The organism is Pseudomonas frederiksbergensis, assembly GCF_003732275.1.
Lineage (GTDB): Bacteria > Pseudomonadota > Gammaproteobacteria > Pseudomonadales > Pseudomonadaceae > Aquipseudomonas > Aquipseudomonas frederiksbergensis_H.
The window spans coordinates 20248-36693 of sequence record NZ_MOBM01000042.1; the positions used below are offsets into that span (position 1 = coordinate 20248).

Below are 16446 nucleotides of genomic sequence, written 5' to 3' on the forward strand. Positions count from 1 at the left end.
GCTAGGCTTTGGGCTTCGCAGCGGTCAACGGAGTGACAGCTTATGCACAACACCCTGGAACAGGTTTTCGGTTATCCACAGTTTCGGCCCGGCCAGGAGGCAGCGGTCAGCGCCGTGTTGGCCGGGCGCTCGGCGGCGGCGATTTTCCCGACCGGTTCGGGCAAGTCTCTTTGCTATCAATTGCCGGCCTTGTTGCTGCCGCACCTGACGTTGGTTGTGTCGCCTTTGCTGGCGCTGATGCAGGATCAGTTAGCGTTTTTGCAGCGCCATGGCATTGCGGCCGGCAGTATCGATTCGGCGCAGAGCCGCGATGACGCCAGCGATGTGATGGCCCGGGCAAAGTCCGGGGAATTGAAGATTCTGATGATTTCCGTGGAGCGCCTGAAAAACGAGCGCTTCCGCCATTTTCTGCAGCAGGTGCCGATCTCGCTGCTGGTGGTGGACGAGGCCCACTGCATCTCTGAATGGGGTCACAACTTCCGCCCCGACTACCTCAAGCTGCCGGACTACCAGCGCCAGTTCAACATCCCTCAGGCCCTGCTGCTGACCGCCACCGCGACACCCAAGGTGATCGCCGACATGGAGGCCAAATTCGCCATCGCCCCTGAGGATGTGGTGACCACCGGTTTCTACCGGCCCAACCTCAATCTGTTGGTGGAACCGGTACGCGGCCAAGACAAGCGCCGACGCCTTGTCGAGTGGATGAGCCAGCGTCCCGGCCAGCCGAGTATCGTCTACGTCACCTTGCAGAAAACCGCCGAGCACATCGCCGAACATCTGGGGCGCAATGGCATTCAGGCCGAGGCCTATCACGCCGGTTTGCCCCATGAGCAACGGGAAGCGATTCAGCGGCGGTTCATGGGCGGGCAGTCCAATTGCATCGTTGCGACCATTGCCTTTGGCATGGGCATCGACAAAAGCGATATCCGCAACGTGGTGCATTTCGATCTGCCTAAATCCATCGAAAACTACAGCCAGGAAATCGGCCGCGCCGGGCGTGACGGGCAGCCATCCGATTGCCTGGTGCTGGCCAACCGCGACAGCCTCAACGTGCTGGAGAACTTCGTCTACGGCGACACGCCGGAACGGGACGGCATTCGTTGCGTGCTCGAGGAGTTGCAAGCCGCTGTGCCCGAGGGACAGTGGGAGTTTCTGCTGGGACCTTTGGCCGATCAGAGCAACATTCGCCAGTTACCGCTCAAGACCTTGCTGGTACAGCTGGAGTTGCGCGGAATAATCGCGCCGCGTTATGCCTATTACGCCGAATACCGCTTCAAGTATTTGCAGGAGCCCGAAGCATTGCTTGCCCGATTTGAGGGTGAACGAAAGGACTTCGTCTCGGCGATCATCCGGACCTCCAGCCGCGCACGGACTTGGGCCACGGTGAATTTCGATGCGCTGTATGAGCAGTATTCCGCCGAGCGCACTCGGGTGGTCAAGGCGCTGGATTACTTCCAGGAGAAGGGCTGGGTCGAGGTCGAAAGCAAGCAGATGACCGAGGTCTACAGCCTGCTGCAAGCGGACTTTGATTCCCAAACCCTGAGCGCTGAATTGCACGCCTACTTCACCCAGCACGAGCGCACCGAGATCGCGCGAATTCACGCCATGCTGGATCTGTTCGCCACTGACCACTGTCTGGGTTACCGCCTGGCCGAGTACTTCGGCGACGAAAACGCGCCCCGGCAGTGTGGGCATTGCTCGGTATGTCACGGTCAGGTGGCGCGATTGCCAGCACCACCGGAATTGCCAGCGCTTGTGGATAAGAATTTCGAGGCGCTGTGTGGTGATTTTATCCACAGGCACGAGCAGCACACGGGCAACATTCCTTCGGCTGAGCGCGTAACCAGATTTCTATGTGGGATCAGCGTGCCGTTGTTTACCAAGCTCAAGGCTCGGTCGATTCCGGGGTTTGCGGCGTTGGAGGATTATCCGTATGGCGACGTGCGCGACTGGGCTAAAGCGCACCTGCCAAGTTGAAACACCGTCAATGTGGGAGCGGGCTTGCTCGCGAAGGGGCCATTAGATTCAACATTGATGCTGCCTGACACACCGCTTTCGCGAGCAAGTCCGCTCCCACAGGGATATCGGTGTTTTTGAACGTACATCCATTCACTGAATGTTGCCCATCACAGGAATAAATTTCAAAAAAGCCCGGCGCCTGACTATGGTGAGGACTGTCTTTGGATCGCTAACAAGAGAACAATCATGAGCCAGACACCGTTCGATATTCAGCGCGCCGCCGTGATCGGCGCAGGCACCATGGGCCGTGGCATTGTCATGTGCCTGACCAACGCCGGAGTGCCGGTGCAATGGGTCGATAACAATCCGCAGATGCTTGAGCAGGCGCTGACCAGTATTGCTGAGACTTACGCCCATAACGTGCTTCAGGGGCGGATCGATCAGGCCGAAGCGGATGCGCGCATTGCACGGGTAACGGCGGCCGCCGATTACGCAGCGATCCGCGATGTTGATCTGGTCATTGAAGCGGTCTACGAAAACCTCGAGTTGAAGCAGAAAATTTTCCGCGAACTCGACGGCCTGATGAAACCTGAAGCGATTCTGGCCAGCAATACCTCGGCGCTGGACATCGACGCGATTGCTGCTGCCACTCGCCGCCCGCAGCAGGTCCTGGGCCTGCATTTCTTCAGCCCGGCGCACATCATGAAATTGCTGGAGATTGTGCGTGGCGCCCAGACGGCGCCGGCGGTGCTTGATGCGGCGCTGGCGCTGGGCAAGCGCATGGGCAAGGTCAGCGTAGTGTCGGGCAACTGCCATGGCTTCATTGGCAACCGCATGCTGCATCCGTACGTGCTCGAAGCGCGCAAGATGTTGCTGGAGGGCGCTTTGCCTTATCAGGTGGATGCGGCGCTGCAAGGGTTTGGTTTCGCCATGGGGCCGTTCCGCATGTACGACGTGGTCGGCATCGATCTGGAGTGGCGTGCTCGAGAACTGGCTGGCAAAGGTCAGGATGCGCCGGAGGTTCAGGTGGACAACCGCCTGTGCGAGCTGGGGCGTTTCGGTCAGAAGAGTGGCGATGGGTATTACCACTATGAACCGGGCAGCCGCCAGGCTGAGCACGATCTGGAAGTCGATGCGCTGGTACTGGAAGTCAGCGAAGGATTAGGGTTCCAGCGTCGCGATATCGGCCCTGAAGAGGTTCTGGAGCGTTGTTTGCTGGCACTGGTCAACGAAGGGGCGAAGATTCTTCAGGAAGGTATTGCGACGTCGGCGCACGACATCGATCTGGTCTATCTCAATGGTTATGGCTTCCCGGCAGAGAAGGGCGGGCCGATGGCCTGGGCGGATCAGCAAGGGTTGGAAGATATTCATCTGCGGTTGTTGCAGCTTGAGACCAAGCAGGGCGATCACTGGGCGCCGGCGCGGTTGATTGGTGAACTGGCGGCAGAGGGTAGAGGCTTTGCTGACATGTGATTCTATGTGGCGTCTGTGAAGGCCCCTTCGCGAGCAAGCCCGCTCCCACAGTTGATCTCAGGCGTACACAAAACCTGTGTCCAATGAAGATTGAATGTGGGAGCGGGCTTGCTCGCGAAGAACGATAACGCGGTTTTCGCTTTAGACTCGCTATCCAACCCCAGGAACCAACACTGATGTCCAACCCGATGCCCCAACGCACCGACTACCCGCACTTCCAGCCCATCACCACCCGCTGGCATGACAATGACGCCTACGGTCACGTCAACAATGTCACCTACTATAGCTTCTTCGACACGGCGGTGAACACCTACCTGATCGAAGTCGGCGGCCTGGATATCCATGACGGCGAGGTGGTGGCTTTTGTGGTGAGTTCCGCCTGCGATTACTTCGCTTCTATCGCTTTCCCGGACCGGATCGAGATCGGCCTGCGGGTCGGCAAGTTGGGCAGCAGCTCGGTGCAATACGAATTGGCGGTGTTCAAGGCCGGCGAAGATGAAGCCTGCGCGGCAGGGCGCTTCGTGCATGTATTCGTGGATCGGACCACGAATCAACCGGTGGCGATTCCTGCCGGATTGCGCGGGGCATTGGAGCGGCTAGCGGTTTGAGGGGCAAAAAAAAATCGCAGCCCGAAGGCTGCGATTTTTTTGATCTACCGGTAAACGAGGCGATTCAAGCCTCAGTCGCGATAGCGATGGTGATGCTTGCGGTGGCCGTAGGCATGGCCGCGACCTGGGTGGCCGTCGCGGTAATAGCGACGATCATCATCGTCATAACCACGACGACGGGAACGACGATCATCGTCATCATTGCTACTGTTGCCCATGTGGTTACCCAGCGCGCCACCGACGCCACCGCCTGCTGCGGAGCCGATCAGGCTGCCAGTGGTGCCGCCCATGCTGCGGCCGACCACGTTACCGCCTGCTGCGCCCAACGCACCGCCAATGGCGGCTTCGCCACGGCTGCGTTTGTCTGCGCCGACTGCGCTACCACCCGCGCCGCCCAAGGCCGCGCCAATGGTTGAACCTGTACTGCCGCCTAACGATTGACCGACGACCGAGCCCAGAACCCCGCCCAATGCGCCGCCCACACCAGCTTCGGTGGTGCCGCCTGCAGAAGCGAAGCCACTGACCAGGCCAAGGGACAACAAGAGAATCGAGGAGAACTTCATAGAGGAACCTCAAGGGGATGACGGCGCGATCCTGAGGCTGTGTCATGGTTGTGACAATAGAAATCCGACGAATAACACGACTTGAGCACAATTCTATAAGTTACTGTTTTTTGGGTGGAACTTAAGTATTTTTCGCCGGTCTTTAACTACTTCGCAAAGGCCGTTTCTATACAGAAACGGCCTTTTTTGTGGGCGATTGGAAAGTGCGGTTCGGAAGAATCTGTTGAATGTACTATCGCCATCGCGAGCAGGCTCGCTCCCACAGTGGATCTCGGTCGAACACAAATGCTGTGTCCACTGAAGATCTAATGTGGGAGCGAGCCTGCTCGCGATGGCGTCAGTTTAGACGCCGCATTAAGCCGACTTGGCCATGATCAACCCAGTCTCACTCGCCGTCTCCAACCGAATCGCCACAAACTTCGACGTCGGCGTATGGCTGCCGTCCCCGGTACTTTCCAGCGGCACCAGCGGGTTCACTTCCGGATAATAAGCAGCCGCTTGCCCGGCAGGAATATCAAACGCCAGCAGCGTAAAGCCCTTCACCCGGCGTTCACGGCTATCATCCCAGATCGAAACGATGTCAGCCTTCTGCCCTGGCTTGAACCCGAGGCGAATAATGTCGGCTTCATTGACGAATAACACATCCCTCTGACCTTTCACCCCGCGATAACGGTCATCAAGACCATAAACCGTGGTGTTGTACTGATCGTGGGAGCGCATCGACTGCATGATCAGGTCCGGCAGAACGCCGGTGGCGCGGGTGCGTTCGTGTACCAGATCTTTGGGCAGCATGTTCGCACGGAAGTTGGCCCGACCCGATGGGGTATTCCAGCGACGTGCGCCGGCGCTGTTACCCAAGTGGAAACCGCCCGGGTTCTGAATCTTCTCGTTGAAGTCCCGGAAGCCCGGGATGGTGTCGGCGATCAGATCGCGGACGCGGCTGTAATCGGCCACCAGCCAGTTCCAGTCCACCGGTTTATTCCCCAGGGTCGCCGCGGCGATCCCGGCGATGATTGCAGGCTCCGAGCGCATCTGGTTCGACAGCGGCTGCAGCTGACCGTTGGAGGCGTGGACCATACTGAACGAGTCTTCCACAGTCACCGCTTGGGCGCCTTCGGTCTGGATATCGATGTCGGTACGGCCCAGACACGGCAGGATCAGCGCGTCCTTGCCGTGGGCCAAATGGCTGCGATTGAGCTTGGTGCTGATCTGTACGGTCAGGTCACAGTTGCTCAAAGCCTGGAAGGTCCGTGGGCTGTCCGGGGTGGCTTGGGCGAAGTTGCCGCCCAGGCCGATGAAGACTTTCGAGCGGCCGTCGGCCATGGCGTGAATCGCCTCGACCACGTTGTGGCCGTTTTCACGGGGCACCTTGAACTGGAAGCGCCGCTCCAGAGAATCGAGGAGTGCCACCGGCGGACGCTCGTTAATGCCCATCGTCCGGTCGCCCTGCACGTTACTGTGGCCACGTACCGGGCACAGACCGGCACCCGGCCGACCGATGTTGCCGCGCAACAGCATCAGGTTGGCGATTTCCTGGATGGTCGGCACCGAATGACGATGCTGGGTAATGCCCATGGCCCAGCACATAATCACGTTCTTGCCTTTGGCGTACATGCGCGCCGCTTGCTCGATCTCCACCAGCGTCAGGCCGGATTGTTCGACGATCTGCTCCCATGGGGTGTCGTCGATGACGCCCATGTAATCCAGCACGTTGACGGCATGTTCATTCAGGAAATCGTGATCGAACACTGCCGGGGCGCCGGTCTTCTGCGCATCGCGCTCCCATTGCAGCAGGAATTTCGCCATGCCGCGCAGCACCGCCATGTCACCGCCCAGTGCCGGACGGAAGTACGCGGTATTGGTCGGCTTGTCGCCGTTTGTGAGCATTTCCAGCGGGTGCTGCGGGTTCTGGAAGCGTTCCAGACCGCGTTCTTTCAGCGGGTTGACGCACACCACCTGAGCCCCGCGTTTCACCGCTTCGCGCAGGGGTTCGAGCATCCGCGGGTGGTTGGTGCCCGGGTTCTGGCCCCAGACGAAAATCGCATCGGCGTGTTCGAAATCATTGAAGGTCACAGTGCCTTTGCCGACGCCGATACTTTGCGCCATGGCCACACCACTGGCCTCGTGGCACATGTTCGAGCAGTCGGGGAAATTGTTGGTGCCGTAGGCGCGTACGAACAGCTGATAGAGGTACGCCGCTTCGTTGCTGGCGCGGCCCGAGGTGTAGAACTCGGCCTGATCCGGGCTCGACAGGCCGCGCAGATGCTTGGCGATCAGGGTGAAGGCATCATCCCAGCCGATGGGTTGGTAGCGATCGGTTTCGGCGTTGTAGCTCATCGGCTCGGTCAGACGGCCCTGATATTCAAGCCAGTAGTCGCTCTGTTCCAGTAGCGAGCTGACGCTATGTTTGGCAAAGAATGCGGCGTCGACACGGCGTTTGGTCGCTTCCCAGTTCACCGCTTTGGCGCCGTTCTCGCAGAACATCACCATGCCCTTTTCCGGAGAATCGCCCCAGGCGCAACCTGGGCAGTCGAAGCCGCCGTTCTGGTTGGTCTTGAGCATTATGCGGAGGTTTTTCAGCGCGTTATCGCTGGTCAACCAGGCTTGGGCGACGCTGATCAGCGCGCCCCAGCCACCGGCTGGGCCTTTGTAGGGCTTGTAGCGGGGGACGGGTTTCTGGTCGGCTTGACGGTGTTGACTCACGCTTGATTCTCCAACGCTGGGCTGTAAACCCGCGGTGCACTTTTCTGCGGCAGATGGATGAGATTGAGGTTGTGACGACGGGCCCATTGCACGGCAAGGCTCGTGGGCGACGACAGGCTGACCAGGGTCTGGATACCGGCGCGTAACACTTTCTGGATCAATTCAAGACTGCAACGACTGGTGACAATCGCCAGCCCGCCAGTGGTCGGGATCTTCTGGCGGATCAATCCGCCGATCAGCTTATCGAGGGCGTTGTGCCGACCGATGTCTTCACGGCCCAGCAACAATTCGCCGTTGCCGTCCATGAACACCGCCGCATGCACCGCGCCGCAATGCTGGCCCAGCGGCTGGAATTCGCCGATGCGCTGGCGCAGGCCGTCCAGCCATTCGGCCGGGGGTAGCGGGGCGCCGGGCAATACTTTGAGGTCGGGCAGCGCTTGCTCCACCGCTTCCACGCCACAGAGCCCGCAACCGCTGGTGCCGGCCAGTTGCCGACGCTGCTGCTTGAGGTTCCAGAAGGCGCGATTGGCGATGGTCACTTGCGCGTATTGCGCCGAACCTGTGCCACTGAGTTGCAAGTCGTAGATATCTGAAGCGTCTTCGATAATGCCACTGCCAAGGCTGAAGCCGACGATGAAGTCTTCAAGATCCGTTGGCGTCACCAACATGACCGCTTGGCTGATGCCGTTATAGGCAATCGCCAACGCGACTTCCTCGGCCAGCGCAGTGCTGGTCGATTCGGTGTATTCAAGATTGCAGTAACTGTAGGTCTGGCTTGCGGCGGTCGCGGGCGTTTCAACAGCTGGCGCCGCGCGGGCAGGGCGCTTGGCGTTCATGGGCTCACCAACGGTTTGGTCAGCTTTAAGCCTAGGCGTGTCAACTTGTCGCGTCTAATCGCTATTACTGATCTACCGATAGATGGGGTCGATCAAGAGTCTGTCAGTGATTTCTGATAAATCGCGAAACAGGCTTCTGCGAGCGCCGAACGTGGAGCGCTGCGTCGCATGATCAGCCCCAGCCGGGCGAGGGTCTGGGCGCTTTCGATGGGCTGTAGGCGCAAGTGATCAGTGAGGTTCTCCAGACCACCTTCCAATGGCATCACGGCGCAACACAGACCGCCGTGTACTGCTTGTAACAATTGGTGGACTGAATCGGTTTGCAGCAACGGTTGGGGAGCCAGGCCACGACTATGGAAGTTATGGTCGATGGACTGGCGAAAATGCATGCCGCTGGTGAGCATGCCCAGCGGCAGTTCAATCAACGATTTCCAGCTTAAGGGCGCGTCGCCGAAACTGAAGAAACGCTGATCGTAAAGCAAGCCCATGCGTGTTTCGCTAAAAGCCAGGGAGTCGAAACGCTCGCCATCCAGGCGTTCCAGGTAGGAAACACCGAGGTCGAGGCGATTGTTCGCCAGTTGTTCGAGGATCTGTTCGGAACTCAGTGCCGAGAGTTCGAAGCGCAGGTTCGGGTGTTCGGCGTGCAGGCGTTGCATCAGCGGTACCGGGTCGAAACTCGACAGCGGCACTACGCCCAGACGCAACGTACCTACGAGGTTGCCGCGACAGGCTGCCGCTTCGGCCTGCAAACCGTCGTAGGCAGCCAACACCGTACGCGCCCACGCCAGCACGCGTTCGCCCGGCGCGGTGAAACCTTCGAAGCGTTGGCCGCGGTTGACCAACGGCAGGTCGAGCTCTTCTTCGAGGCTGCGCAGGCGCATGGACAGGGTCGGCTGGGTGATGTGACAACGCGCGGCGGCCTGGCCGAAGTGCCGGGTTTCGTCGAGAGCGATGAGGAATTTGAGCTGCTTGATGTCCATCTTCGCTCCAGGGCGCGGGCAAGGTTTGCGATTCTACCGCCTGCACGGGATTGGGTCATTGGTCGGCTGGCAACCGGGCTTTGCCAGGCTGGTCTAGTCTTTGGCGTCTGGAACCTGAACCTATGGAGAAAACACGATGAGCCTTTTCAGCTTTTTGAAAGATGCCGGTGAAAAAATCCTTGATGCATTGACACCAGACAAGGCCGAAGCCAACAGCGAAGCGTTGACCAAGCATGTGAAAGACGCACTGTCAGGAATCGATACGTCCAAAATCCAGGTGAAGGTTGAAGGCGAGAAAGTTATCGCCACCGGCGAAGCCGCCACCCAGGAAGAAAAAGAAAAAATTCTTTTGACCCTGGGCAATGTGGCCGGTATCAGCTCGGTGGATGATCAGATCACCGTGACCGGGCCAGTGGCAACGGCGGCAAAATTTGTCACCGTCGAGAAAGGCGACACTCTCAGCGCCATTTCCAAGCGTGTATATGGCGATGCCAACAAGTATCAAAAGATCTTCGAAGCCAACAAGCCAATGCTCAAGGATCCGAACAAGATCTATCCGGGGCAGTCGTTGCGGATTCCTGAGTAAGACTTGAGACCGTGTGATGGCCATCGCGGGCAAGCCGCGCTCCCACAGGTTTTATGTCGTATGCATACCACGCGAACGACAAAAAACCTGTGGGAGCGGGCTTGCTCGCGAAGCAGGCGACTCGGTCTAGAGCCCTGCGATGAGCTCCCGATAATCCCCCACCGCCGCAAACTCGGCCGTGTCCTTCGGCCCTTTGCGGCTGTCCGGCTCGCTCACGGCCAGCAGATGCGCCACGCCAAAATTGCGCGCACTGCGCAGGATCGGCAGCGTGTCATCGATAAACAGACTGCGCGCCGGATCAAAGTCGATGTCGGCTTGCAAGGCATCCCAGAACTGCGGGTTTTCCTTGGGGAAACCGTAATCGTGAGAGCTGATCAAACGCTCGAAATACGGCGCCAGTTCAATTCGTTCCAGCTTCAATGACAGCGAGTCGCGGTGGGCGTTGGTGATCAGTACCACGCGTTTGCCGGCGCGTTTGATCGCCGCCAGAAACGTGTCCGCGTCCGGCCGCAGGGCGATCAGGTGTGCGGTTTCCAGTTTCAGTTCGCGCACCGACAGTTTCAGCTCGGCGCTCCAGAAGTCCAGGCAGTACCACTGCAACTGGCCGGCATTGCGTTCGAACAGCGGCTGCAACTCCAGCTCCGCCATGGCCCGGCTCACCCCGTGCAGCTCGGCATAACGCTGGGGCAGATGCTCCATCCAGAAATGGTTGTCGTAGTGCAGGTCCAGCAGCGTGCCGTCCATGTCCAGCAGAACGGTATCGATGTCGCGCCAGGGCAGCAGGGACATAAAAAACTTCTCCAGCGGTAAAAAAGATATCCGAGGTAAACAATCAGGATAGGCCGGGTATAGTAACGCGTTCACGCCAAGGAGCCTCTCATGCGCCAGAAACCCACCGTACTCGCCCGCGAGATCGTCGCCACCAGCCGTTTGTTCTGTGTCGAAGAGCTGAAGTTGCGCTTTTCCAATGGCGTGGAGCGTACTTACGAGCGTCTGGTCAGCAAAGGCACCGGTCATGGTGCGGTGATGATCGTGGCGATGCTTGACGCGGACCACGCGGTGTTGGTGGAGGAATACTGTGGCGGCACCGATGCCTACGAACTGTCCCTGCCCAAAGGCTTGATCGAGCCGGGCGAAGACGTATTGGCGGCGGCCGAGCGCGAGCTCATGGAGGAGGCCGGGTATGGCGCACGGCAGCTGGAACATTTGACCGAGTTGTCATTGTCACCGGGCTACATGAGCCAGAGAATCCAGGTGGTGCTGGCCACCGACCTGTACGAAGAACGCCTGGAAGGTGATGAGCCCGAGCCGATGGGAGTAGAAAAGATCAACCTGCATGAATTGTCAGCCCTGGCGCAGAACCCGCGATTCACCGAGGGCCGTGCCTTGGCGGCGCTGTATCTGGCCCGTGATCTGCTGACTCAGCGAGGGGTGTTCCTGCCATGACGTTGAATTTCCCCCATCCGCTGATGGCCCCAGTCGTTGAACTGGCTTTGAAGGCTGGCGAGGCGATCCTGCCGTTCTGGCGCGTCAACGTTGCCGTCACTGCAAAGTCCGATGATTCCCCGGTCACAGCCGCTGACATGGCCGCTCATCATCTGATTCTGGCCGGGCTGACGGCGCTGGATCCGAGCATTCCGGTGCTGTCCGAAGAGGACGCCAATATCCCCCAGAGCGTGCGCGCCGGCTGGCAGCGCTGGTGGCTGGTCGATCCGTTGGACGGGACCAAGGAGTTTATTTCCGGCAGTGAAGAGTTCACCGTCAACATTGCGCTGATCGAGAAAGGGCGTGTGGTGTTCGGTGTAGTGTCGATGCCGACCAATGGGCGCTTTTATGTCGGCGGCGCCGGGTTGGGTGCCTGGCGTGGCGATATAGGCGCCGAGCCGTTGCCGATTCAGGTTCGCGAGGTTCCGGCTGCGGGTGAAGCCTTTACGGTTGTTGCCAGTCGTCGGCATTCGAGCCCTGAGCAGGAGCGGTTACTCGCGGGGTTGAGCGACAGCCTGGGTGAACTGCAACTGGCGAATATCGGCAGCTCGCTGAAATTTTGCCTGCTGGCGGAAGGGGCGGCGGATTGTTATCCACGGTTGGCGCCGACTTCGCAGTGGGACACCGCCGCGGCTCAAGGCGTGCTGGAAGGTGCGGGGGGGGAGGTGCTGGATTTGAGCGGTGAGCCGTTCTGTTATCCGGCGCGGGATTCGTTGCTGAATGAGTTCTTTCTGGCGCTGCCGGCTAAGGCTGCGTGGCGGGAGAAGTTATTGGCTTTGGCTCGGGGTTGAAGATCAAAAGATCGCAGCCTTCGGCAGCTCCTACGCGAGAATGCGTACACCTGTAGGAGCTGCCGAAGGCTGCGATCTTTTGCTTTACCGGTGAAGGACGTACTGCCCGGTAAACTTCACCGCATCCTCTTCACTCCCGGTATTCACGATCCGCGAATGCAGCGTCAACCGCGCCCGCCCATACCGCTCATACATGGCCAGAAACTTCTTCCACACCGCCGCACTCGGTGCCTGGCAAATCGCTGTCGCGTCCATGGTGACCGGCAGCGGGTAGCTGATCTGCCCTTCCTGAATCACGATGTGCCCGTCTTCAATGCCTTCTTCGTGCAGCCGCAAATGCAACCAGCCCCAGCCGGCCAACACCGCCCCGCAATACAGGCTGCCACCGAACATGGTGCTCTTGTGATTGACGTTGGCCTCCAGCGGCAGGTGCAGGCGCAGTTGTTGGTCGTGCCAGTTGAGCACTTTGAGGCCCATCTTCCGCGTGAGGGGAATGTCGTGATGGAGGATCGATTCCAGGTGACGACTGTCGCGGTTCATTCACGGGCCTTTTGTTTGAAGGGGATGATTTTACGGTAGCTCAATCAAGCTCGTCGGTGGGGCTGCTGGCGCCGGCGTCGGCGAAGTTCAGACCATGCTTGCGCAGTTTGTCATGCAAGGTTTTGCGCGGAATCCCGAGCGCTTCGGCGAGGCTGCGTACGGAGCTGTGCGAGCGTGCCAGTTCGGCGGCAATCAGGCTCTTCTCGAAGTTCTCCACTTGCTCGCTAAGGCCGCCGCTGACCACTTCAATCGTGCTGCCGACGCCGCCATCCGGCATGTTGTTGTCCAGCGCCAGTTCCAGGCCCAAGGCAAAGCGTTCGGCGGCGTTCTGCAGTTCTCGCACATTGCCTGGCCAGGTGTGGCGTAGCAGCAATGCCCGGTGCCCCGGTTGCAATTCATGGGGCGGCAAACCGTGGCGGGCGCTGGCTTCATCAGCGAAATGCTGGAACAGCATCAGCGCATCTTCGCCCCGCTCGCGCAGCGGCGGAATGCGCAGCGGCGCGACGTTCAGGCGGTAATACAAGTCGGCGCGGAAGCGGCCCTGATCGGCGGATTGACGCAGGTCTTCCTTGGTCGCGGCGATGATGCGGATGTCCAGCGGGATCAGCTGGTTGCCACCCAAGCGCTCGACGACCCGCTCTTGCAGCAAGCGCAGCAGTTTCACCTGCACATCCAGGCTCATGCTTTCGATTTCATCGAGGAACAACGTGCCGCCATTGGCGAATTCGAACTTGCCGATGCGGCGCTTTTGCGCGCCGGTGAAGGCGCCGGGCTCGTGACCGAATAGCTCGCTTTCCACCACCGACTCGGCCAGGGCCCCGGCGTTGATCGCCACGAACGGGCCGTTACGCCGACTCGACAGGTCGTGCAGCGCGCGGGCCACCACTTCCTTGCCCGCACCGGTTTCGCCGAGGATCAGCACGTCGGCCTTGGTCGCCGCCAATGCACCGATCTGCTCACGCAGGCGCAGCATCGGCGCCGATTGCCCGACCAGTCGAGCGCTCAGTTCGTTGCGATCGCTCAGGGCCAGGCGCAGGCTGCGGTTGTCCAGCACCAGCCGGCGCAGGTCCAGGGCACGACGCACGCTGTCGAGCAGGGCGTCGCTGGCGAAAGGTTTTTCCAGAAAGTCATAGGCCCCGGCGCGCATGGCTTGTACGGCTAGCGGCACATCGCCGTGGCCGGTGATCAGCAGCACTGGCAGCTCCGGGTCCTGAGCGTGGAGTTCGGTCAGCAGTTCGAGACCGTCCATGCCCGGCATGCGGATGTCACTGACCACCACTCCCGGCCAGTCGCGTTCCAGTTGCCCGGCCAGGCCTTTGGCTTCAGCCAGCGGCAGGATCTTCAGGCCGGCAAGGTCCAGAGTCTGGCTCAGGGCCTGGCGCAGGTGGGGATCGTCGTCGATCAACACGACCTGGATGCGGTTGTCGATGGTCATGCACTTCGGTCCTCGGACGGTTGCAGGCTCACACCCGGTGCGCCTGCGCGCAACTTCAGGGTAATCAGGGCGCCGCCTTCTTTGTGGTTGGAGAACGACAGTTCACCACCGAAGGCGCGCATCAGGGTGTCGCAGATCGCCAGCCCCAGCCCAAGCCCCTGAGTACGGGTCTTGGTGGTGTAAAAGGGCTCGCCGGCACGACCCAGCGCTTCCAGGCAAAACCCGGGGCCGTTGTCGCGAATGTACAGAGTGACGCCATCGGCGGTGGACTCGGCACTCAACCAGAGTTTACGCGGCGGGCCTTTTTCCGTCAGGGCATCGAGGGCATTGGCCAGCAAGTTGCCGAGTACTTGGCGCAGACGGGTTTCACCGGCCTCGACCCACAGGGTGGCGGCTGGCAGGTCGCGGATCAGCTCGACTTCCATGCTGCGCCGACGCTTGGCCAATAACGCCAGGGCGTCGTCCAGCGCCGGTTGCAGGGCGACGCTTTCCGGGGCGTGGCGATCACGCCGGGCGAAGGCGCGCAGGTGGGCGATGATCGAGGCCATGCGCCCGGTCAATTCACTGATTAGCTTGAGATTGCCGCGAGCATCTTCGGTGCGCTGATGATCGAGCAGTACTTCGGCGTTTTCCGCGTAGCTGCGAATTGCCGCCAGCGGTTGGTTGAGTTCATGGCTGATGCTTGCCGACATCGTCCCCAGCGCCGAGAGCTTGCCGGCCTGCACCAGGTCATCCTGTGCGCGCACCAGTTCTTGCTGAGCGTGTTCGCGCTCCAGCACTTCCTGCTTCAGTCGACGGTTGAGGCCTTCCAGGTCGCTGGTCCGTTCGGCGACCCGGCCTTCCAGTTCCTGGCGGGCCTTGCCTTCGAAGGCGATCCGCTCCAGGTAATGGCGTCGGCGCTGCATCATCAGGCCGAGCAGCAGCATCAATACCAATAGCGTTGCGCCGCCGATGGCCACGACGGTGCGTACCGGACGGTCGATCAGGGTACGTGGTGCAAGGATACTGACGCTCCAGCCGGTTTCTTCGATCTGCCGGGTTTGAGTCAGCCAGGCGTTGGCGTCGAGATTCAACGGCTTGGGATCGCGGGTCGGGTAGGGTTGAATCGCGGTGATGGCCTCACGCTCTGCATCGCTCAATGGGCGGGTCGAGCGGAAACGCCACTCGGGCCGCGACGTGAGGATGACCACGCCATTGTGGTCGGTCACCAACAGTTGTTCCGGGGTTTTGCCCCAGAGGCTTTCGGTGTGGTCGAGGTCGACCTTGATCACCAGTACGCCGATGATTTTTTCGCGATCCCGTATCGCTGCCGCAAAGAAGTAACCGCGCTTGGCCGAGGTGGTGCCCAGGCCGAAGAAGCGCCCCAGACGACCGGCCATGGCTTCACTGAAATAAGGACGAAAGGCGAAATTACGGCCGACGAAGCTGTCGTGCTTGTCCCAATTGGAGGCCGCCAGCGTCTTGCCGGTGGTGTCCATCAGGTACATGACTTCGGCACCGGTCTGGGCGCTAATGTTTTTCAGCAGGCGATTGGCATTGCCTTGAACCACGCCCTCGTCGGGTGCCGACAATGTCGCACGCAGGGCGGGCAGCTCGCCGAGAATCTGCGGCAACACTTCATACCGATGCAGGGTGCCCAGCAGGTTGGCGACGTAGAGATCGAGGGTCTGACGGTTCTGCCCGGCCAGTTCGCTGCGGTAGTAACGCTCGGCCAGATGCTCCAGCGGCCACAGCAAGGGCGCCAGGCACAGCGCGAGCAGCGCCAGGCTGCGCCAGCGGGGTCTGCGGGGGAGGGTCGGAGTCATGAGCATCAAGCGCCTGGGGGTACAGATGCATTATGCCTAGGCTTGCGGGCGCAGTCTGCGCACCTGGGATCAAGTGCGCGCTTGCGGTGAAGATTCACACAGGAATTCAGGAAAAGACTTCAGCGTCCTTCAGGAACGCGGCGGACTGATCCTTGGCCGACAGTTTCGGTGCTTCATCCAGTTGCCAGTCGATACCCAGGTCCGGATCGTCCCAGCGAATGCTGCGCTCGGCCGACGGGGTGTAGTAGTCGGTGGTTTTGTAGAGGAACTCGGCGAAATCGCTCAGTACCACAAAACCATGGGCAAAACCTTCCGGTACCCAGAGTTGGCGATGGTTGTCGGCAGACAAACGCACAGCGACCCATTTGCCGAAATGCGGCGAGCTGCGGCGAATATCCACCGCCACGTCCAGCACCTCACCGGCGGTGACGCGGACCAGTTTGCCCTGAGTGTTTTCCAGTTGGTAATGCAGGCCGCGCAGTACACCTTTTTGCGAGCGGGAATGGTTGTCCTGAACGAATCGGGTGTTCAGGCCGGTTGCTTCTTCGAAAGCCTTGGCGTTGAAGCTCTCATAGAAGAAGCCGCGCTCGTCACCAAATACCTTGGGTTCGATGATCAGAACACCGGGCAGGTCGGTGGTGACTACATTCATGGTGTTTCTCCAGCAATAGGCGTGATGGCC

15 protein-coding genes are annotated in these 16446 nt (G+C 60.2%); 6 read left to right on the forward strand and 9 right to left on the reverse strand.

The window, feature by feature from the left end; all coding sequences use genetic code 11:
- Positions 1 to 42: 42 nt before the first annotated feature.
- From BK662_RS33000 to BK662_RS33010, 3 genes are all read left to right on the forward strand, one after another.
- Positions 43 to 1977: a RecQ family ATP-dependent DNA helicase gene (locus BK662_RS33000; protein WP_123361059.1), complete on the forward strand. Its 1935-nt coding sequence runs from the start codon at positions 43 to 45 to the stop codon at positions 1975 to 1977.
- A gap of 228 nt (positions 1978 to 2205) precedes the next feature.
- Complete coding sequence (locus BK662_RS33005) at positions 2206 to 3432, forward strand: 3-hydroxyacyl-CoA dehydrogenase (RefSeq protein ID WP_123361060.1); 1227 nt, start codon at positions 2206 to 2208, stop codon at positions 3430 to 3432.
- 176 nt (positions 3433 to 3608) lie between these two features.
- Positions 3609 to 4040: an acyl-CoA thioesterase gene (locus BK662_RS33010; RefSeq protein WP_123361061.1), complete on the forward strand. Its 432-nt coding sequence runs from the start codon at positions 3609 to 3611 to the stop codon at positions 4038 to 4040.
- 71 nt (positions 4041 to 4111) lie between these two features.
- On the opposite strand, the gene BK662_RS33015 is transcribed toward BK662_RS33010, so the two are convergent.
- The 4 genes from BK662_RS33015 to BK662_RS33035 form a co-directional block, all read right to left on the reverse strand.
- Complete coding sequence (locus BK662_RS33015; RefSeq protein WP_123361062.1) at positions 4112 to 4603, reverse strand: glycine zipper domain-containing protein; 492 nt, start codon at positions 4601 to 4603, stop codon at positions 4112 to 4114.
- Between the two features lie 354 nt (positions 4604 to 4957).
- The gene (locus tag BK662_RS33025; RefSeq protein ID WP_123361064.1) at positions 4958 to 7306 is read right to left on the reverse strand and encodes an FdhF/YdeP family oxidoreductase; all 2349 of its coding nucleotides are present in this window, start codon (positions 7304 to 7306) and stop codon (positions 4958 to 4960) included.
- A complete protein-coding gene (gene fdhD / locus BK662_RS33030; RefSeq protein ID WP_123361065.1) occupies positions 7303 to 8142 on the reverse strand; it encodes a formate dehydrogenase accessory sulfurtransferase FdhD in 840 nt (279 codons plus the stop codon). The genes BK662_RS33025 and fdhD overlap by 4 nt, the downstream gene beginning before the upstream one ends.
- 92 nt (positions 8143 to 8234) lie before the next feature.
- Positions 8235 to 9122, reverse strand: coding sequence for a LysR family transcriptional regulator (locus BK662_RS33035; protein WP_123361066.1), 888 nt, complete (start codon positions 9120 to 9122; stop codon positions 8235 to 8237).
- Between the two features lie 136 nt (positions 9123 to 9258).
- On the opposite strand from BK662_RS33035, the gene lysM reads away from it, so the two are divergent.
- A complete protein-coding gene (gene lysM / locus BK662_RS33040) occupies positions 9259 to 9708 on the forward strand; it encodes a peptidoglycan-binding protein LysM (protein WP_123361067.1) in 450 nt (149 codons plus the stop codon).
- A 126-nt stretch (positions 9709 to 9834) separates the two neighbouring features.
- On the opposite strand, the gene yrfG is transcribed toward lysM, so the two are convergent.
- A complete protein-coding gene (yrfG, locus tag BK662_RS33045) occupies positions 9835 to 10497 on the reverse strand; it encodes a GMP/IMP nucleotidase (protein ID WP_123361068.1) in 663 nt (220 codons plus the stop codon).
- Positions 10498 to 10587: 90 nt separating this feature from the next.
- Between yrfG and nudE the strand changes: the two genes are divergently transcribed.
- Entirely contained in the window at positions 10588 to 11154 is a 567-nt protein-coding gene (nudE, locus tag BK662_RS33050; protein ID WP_123361069.1) for an ADP compounds hydrolase NudE, read from the forward strand.
- Complete coding sequence (gene cysQ, locus BK662_RS33055; RefSeq protein WP_123361070.1) at positions 11151 to 11984, forward strand: 3'(2'),5'-bisphosphate nucleotidase CysQ; 834 nt, start codon at positions 11151 to 11153, stop codon at positions 11982 to 11984. Before nudE ends, cysQ begins: the two co-directional genes overlap by 4 nt.
- An 84-nt stretch (positions 11985 to 12068) precedes the next feature.
- Here the strand turns inward: cysQ and BK662_RS33060 are convergent, their stop codons facing one another.
- The 4 genes from BK662_RS33060 to rfbC form a co-directional block, all read right to left on the reverse strand.
- On the reverse strand, positions 12069 to 12524 hold the full coding sequence (locus BK662_RS33060; RefSeq protein WP_123361071.1) for a thioesterase domain-containing protein: 456 nt from the start codon (positions 12522 to 12524) through the stop codon (positions 12069 to 12071).
- 40 nt (positions 12525 to 12564) lie between these two features.
- Complete coding sequence (locus tag BK662_RS33065) at positions 12565 to 13959, reverse strand: sigma-54-dependent transcriptional regulator (RefSeq protein ID WP_123361072.1); 1395 nt, start codon at positions 13957 to 13959, stop codon at positions 12565 to 12567.
- On the reverse strand, positions 13956 to 15764 hold the full coding sequence (locus tag BK662_RS33070; RefSeq protein WP_123361158.1) for a sensor histidine kinase: 1809 nt from the start codon (positions 15762 to 15764) through the stop codon (positions 13956 to 13958). Before BK662_RS33070 ends, BK662_RS33065 begins: the two co-directional genes overlap by 4 nt.
- A gap of 106 nt (positions 15765 to 15870) precedes the next feature.
- Complete coding sequence (gene rfbC / locus BK662_RS33075) at positions 15871 to 16416, reverse strand: dTDP-4-dehydrorhamnose 3,5-epimerase (protein ID WP_123361073.1); 546 nt, start codon at positions 16414 to 16416, stop codon at positions 15871 to 15873.
- Positions 16417 to 16446: the final 30 nt, after the last annotated feature.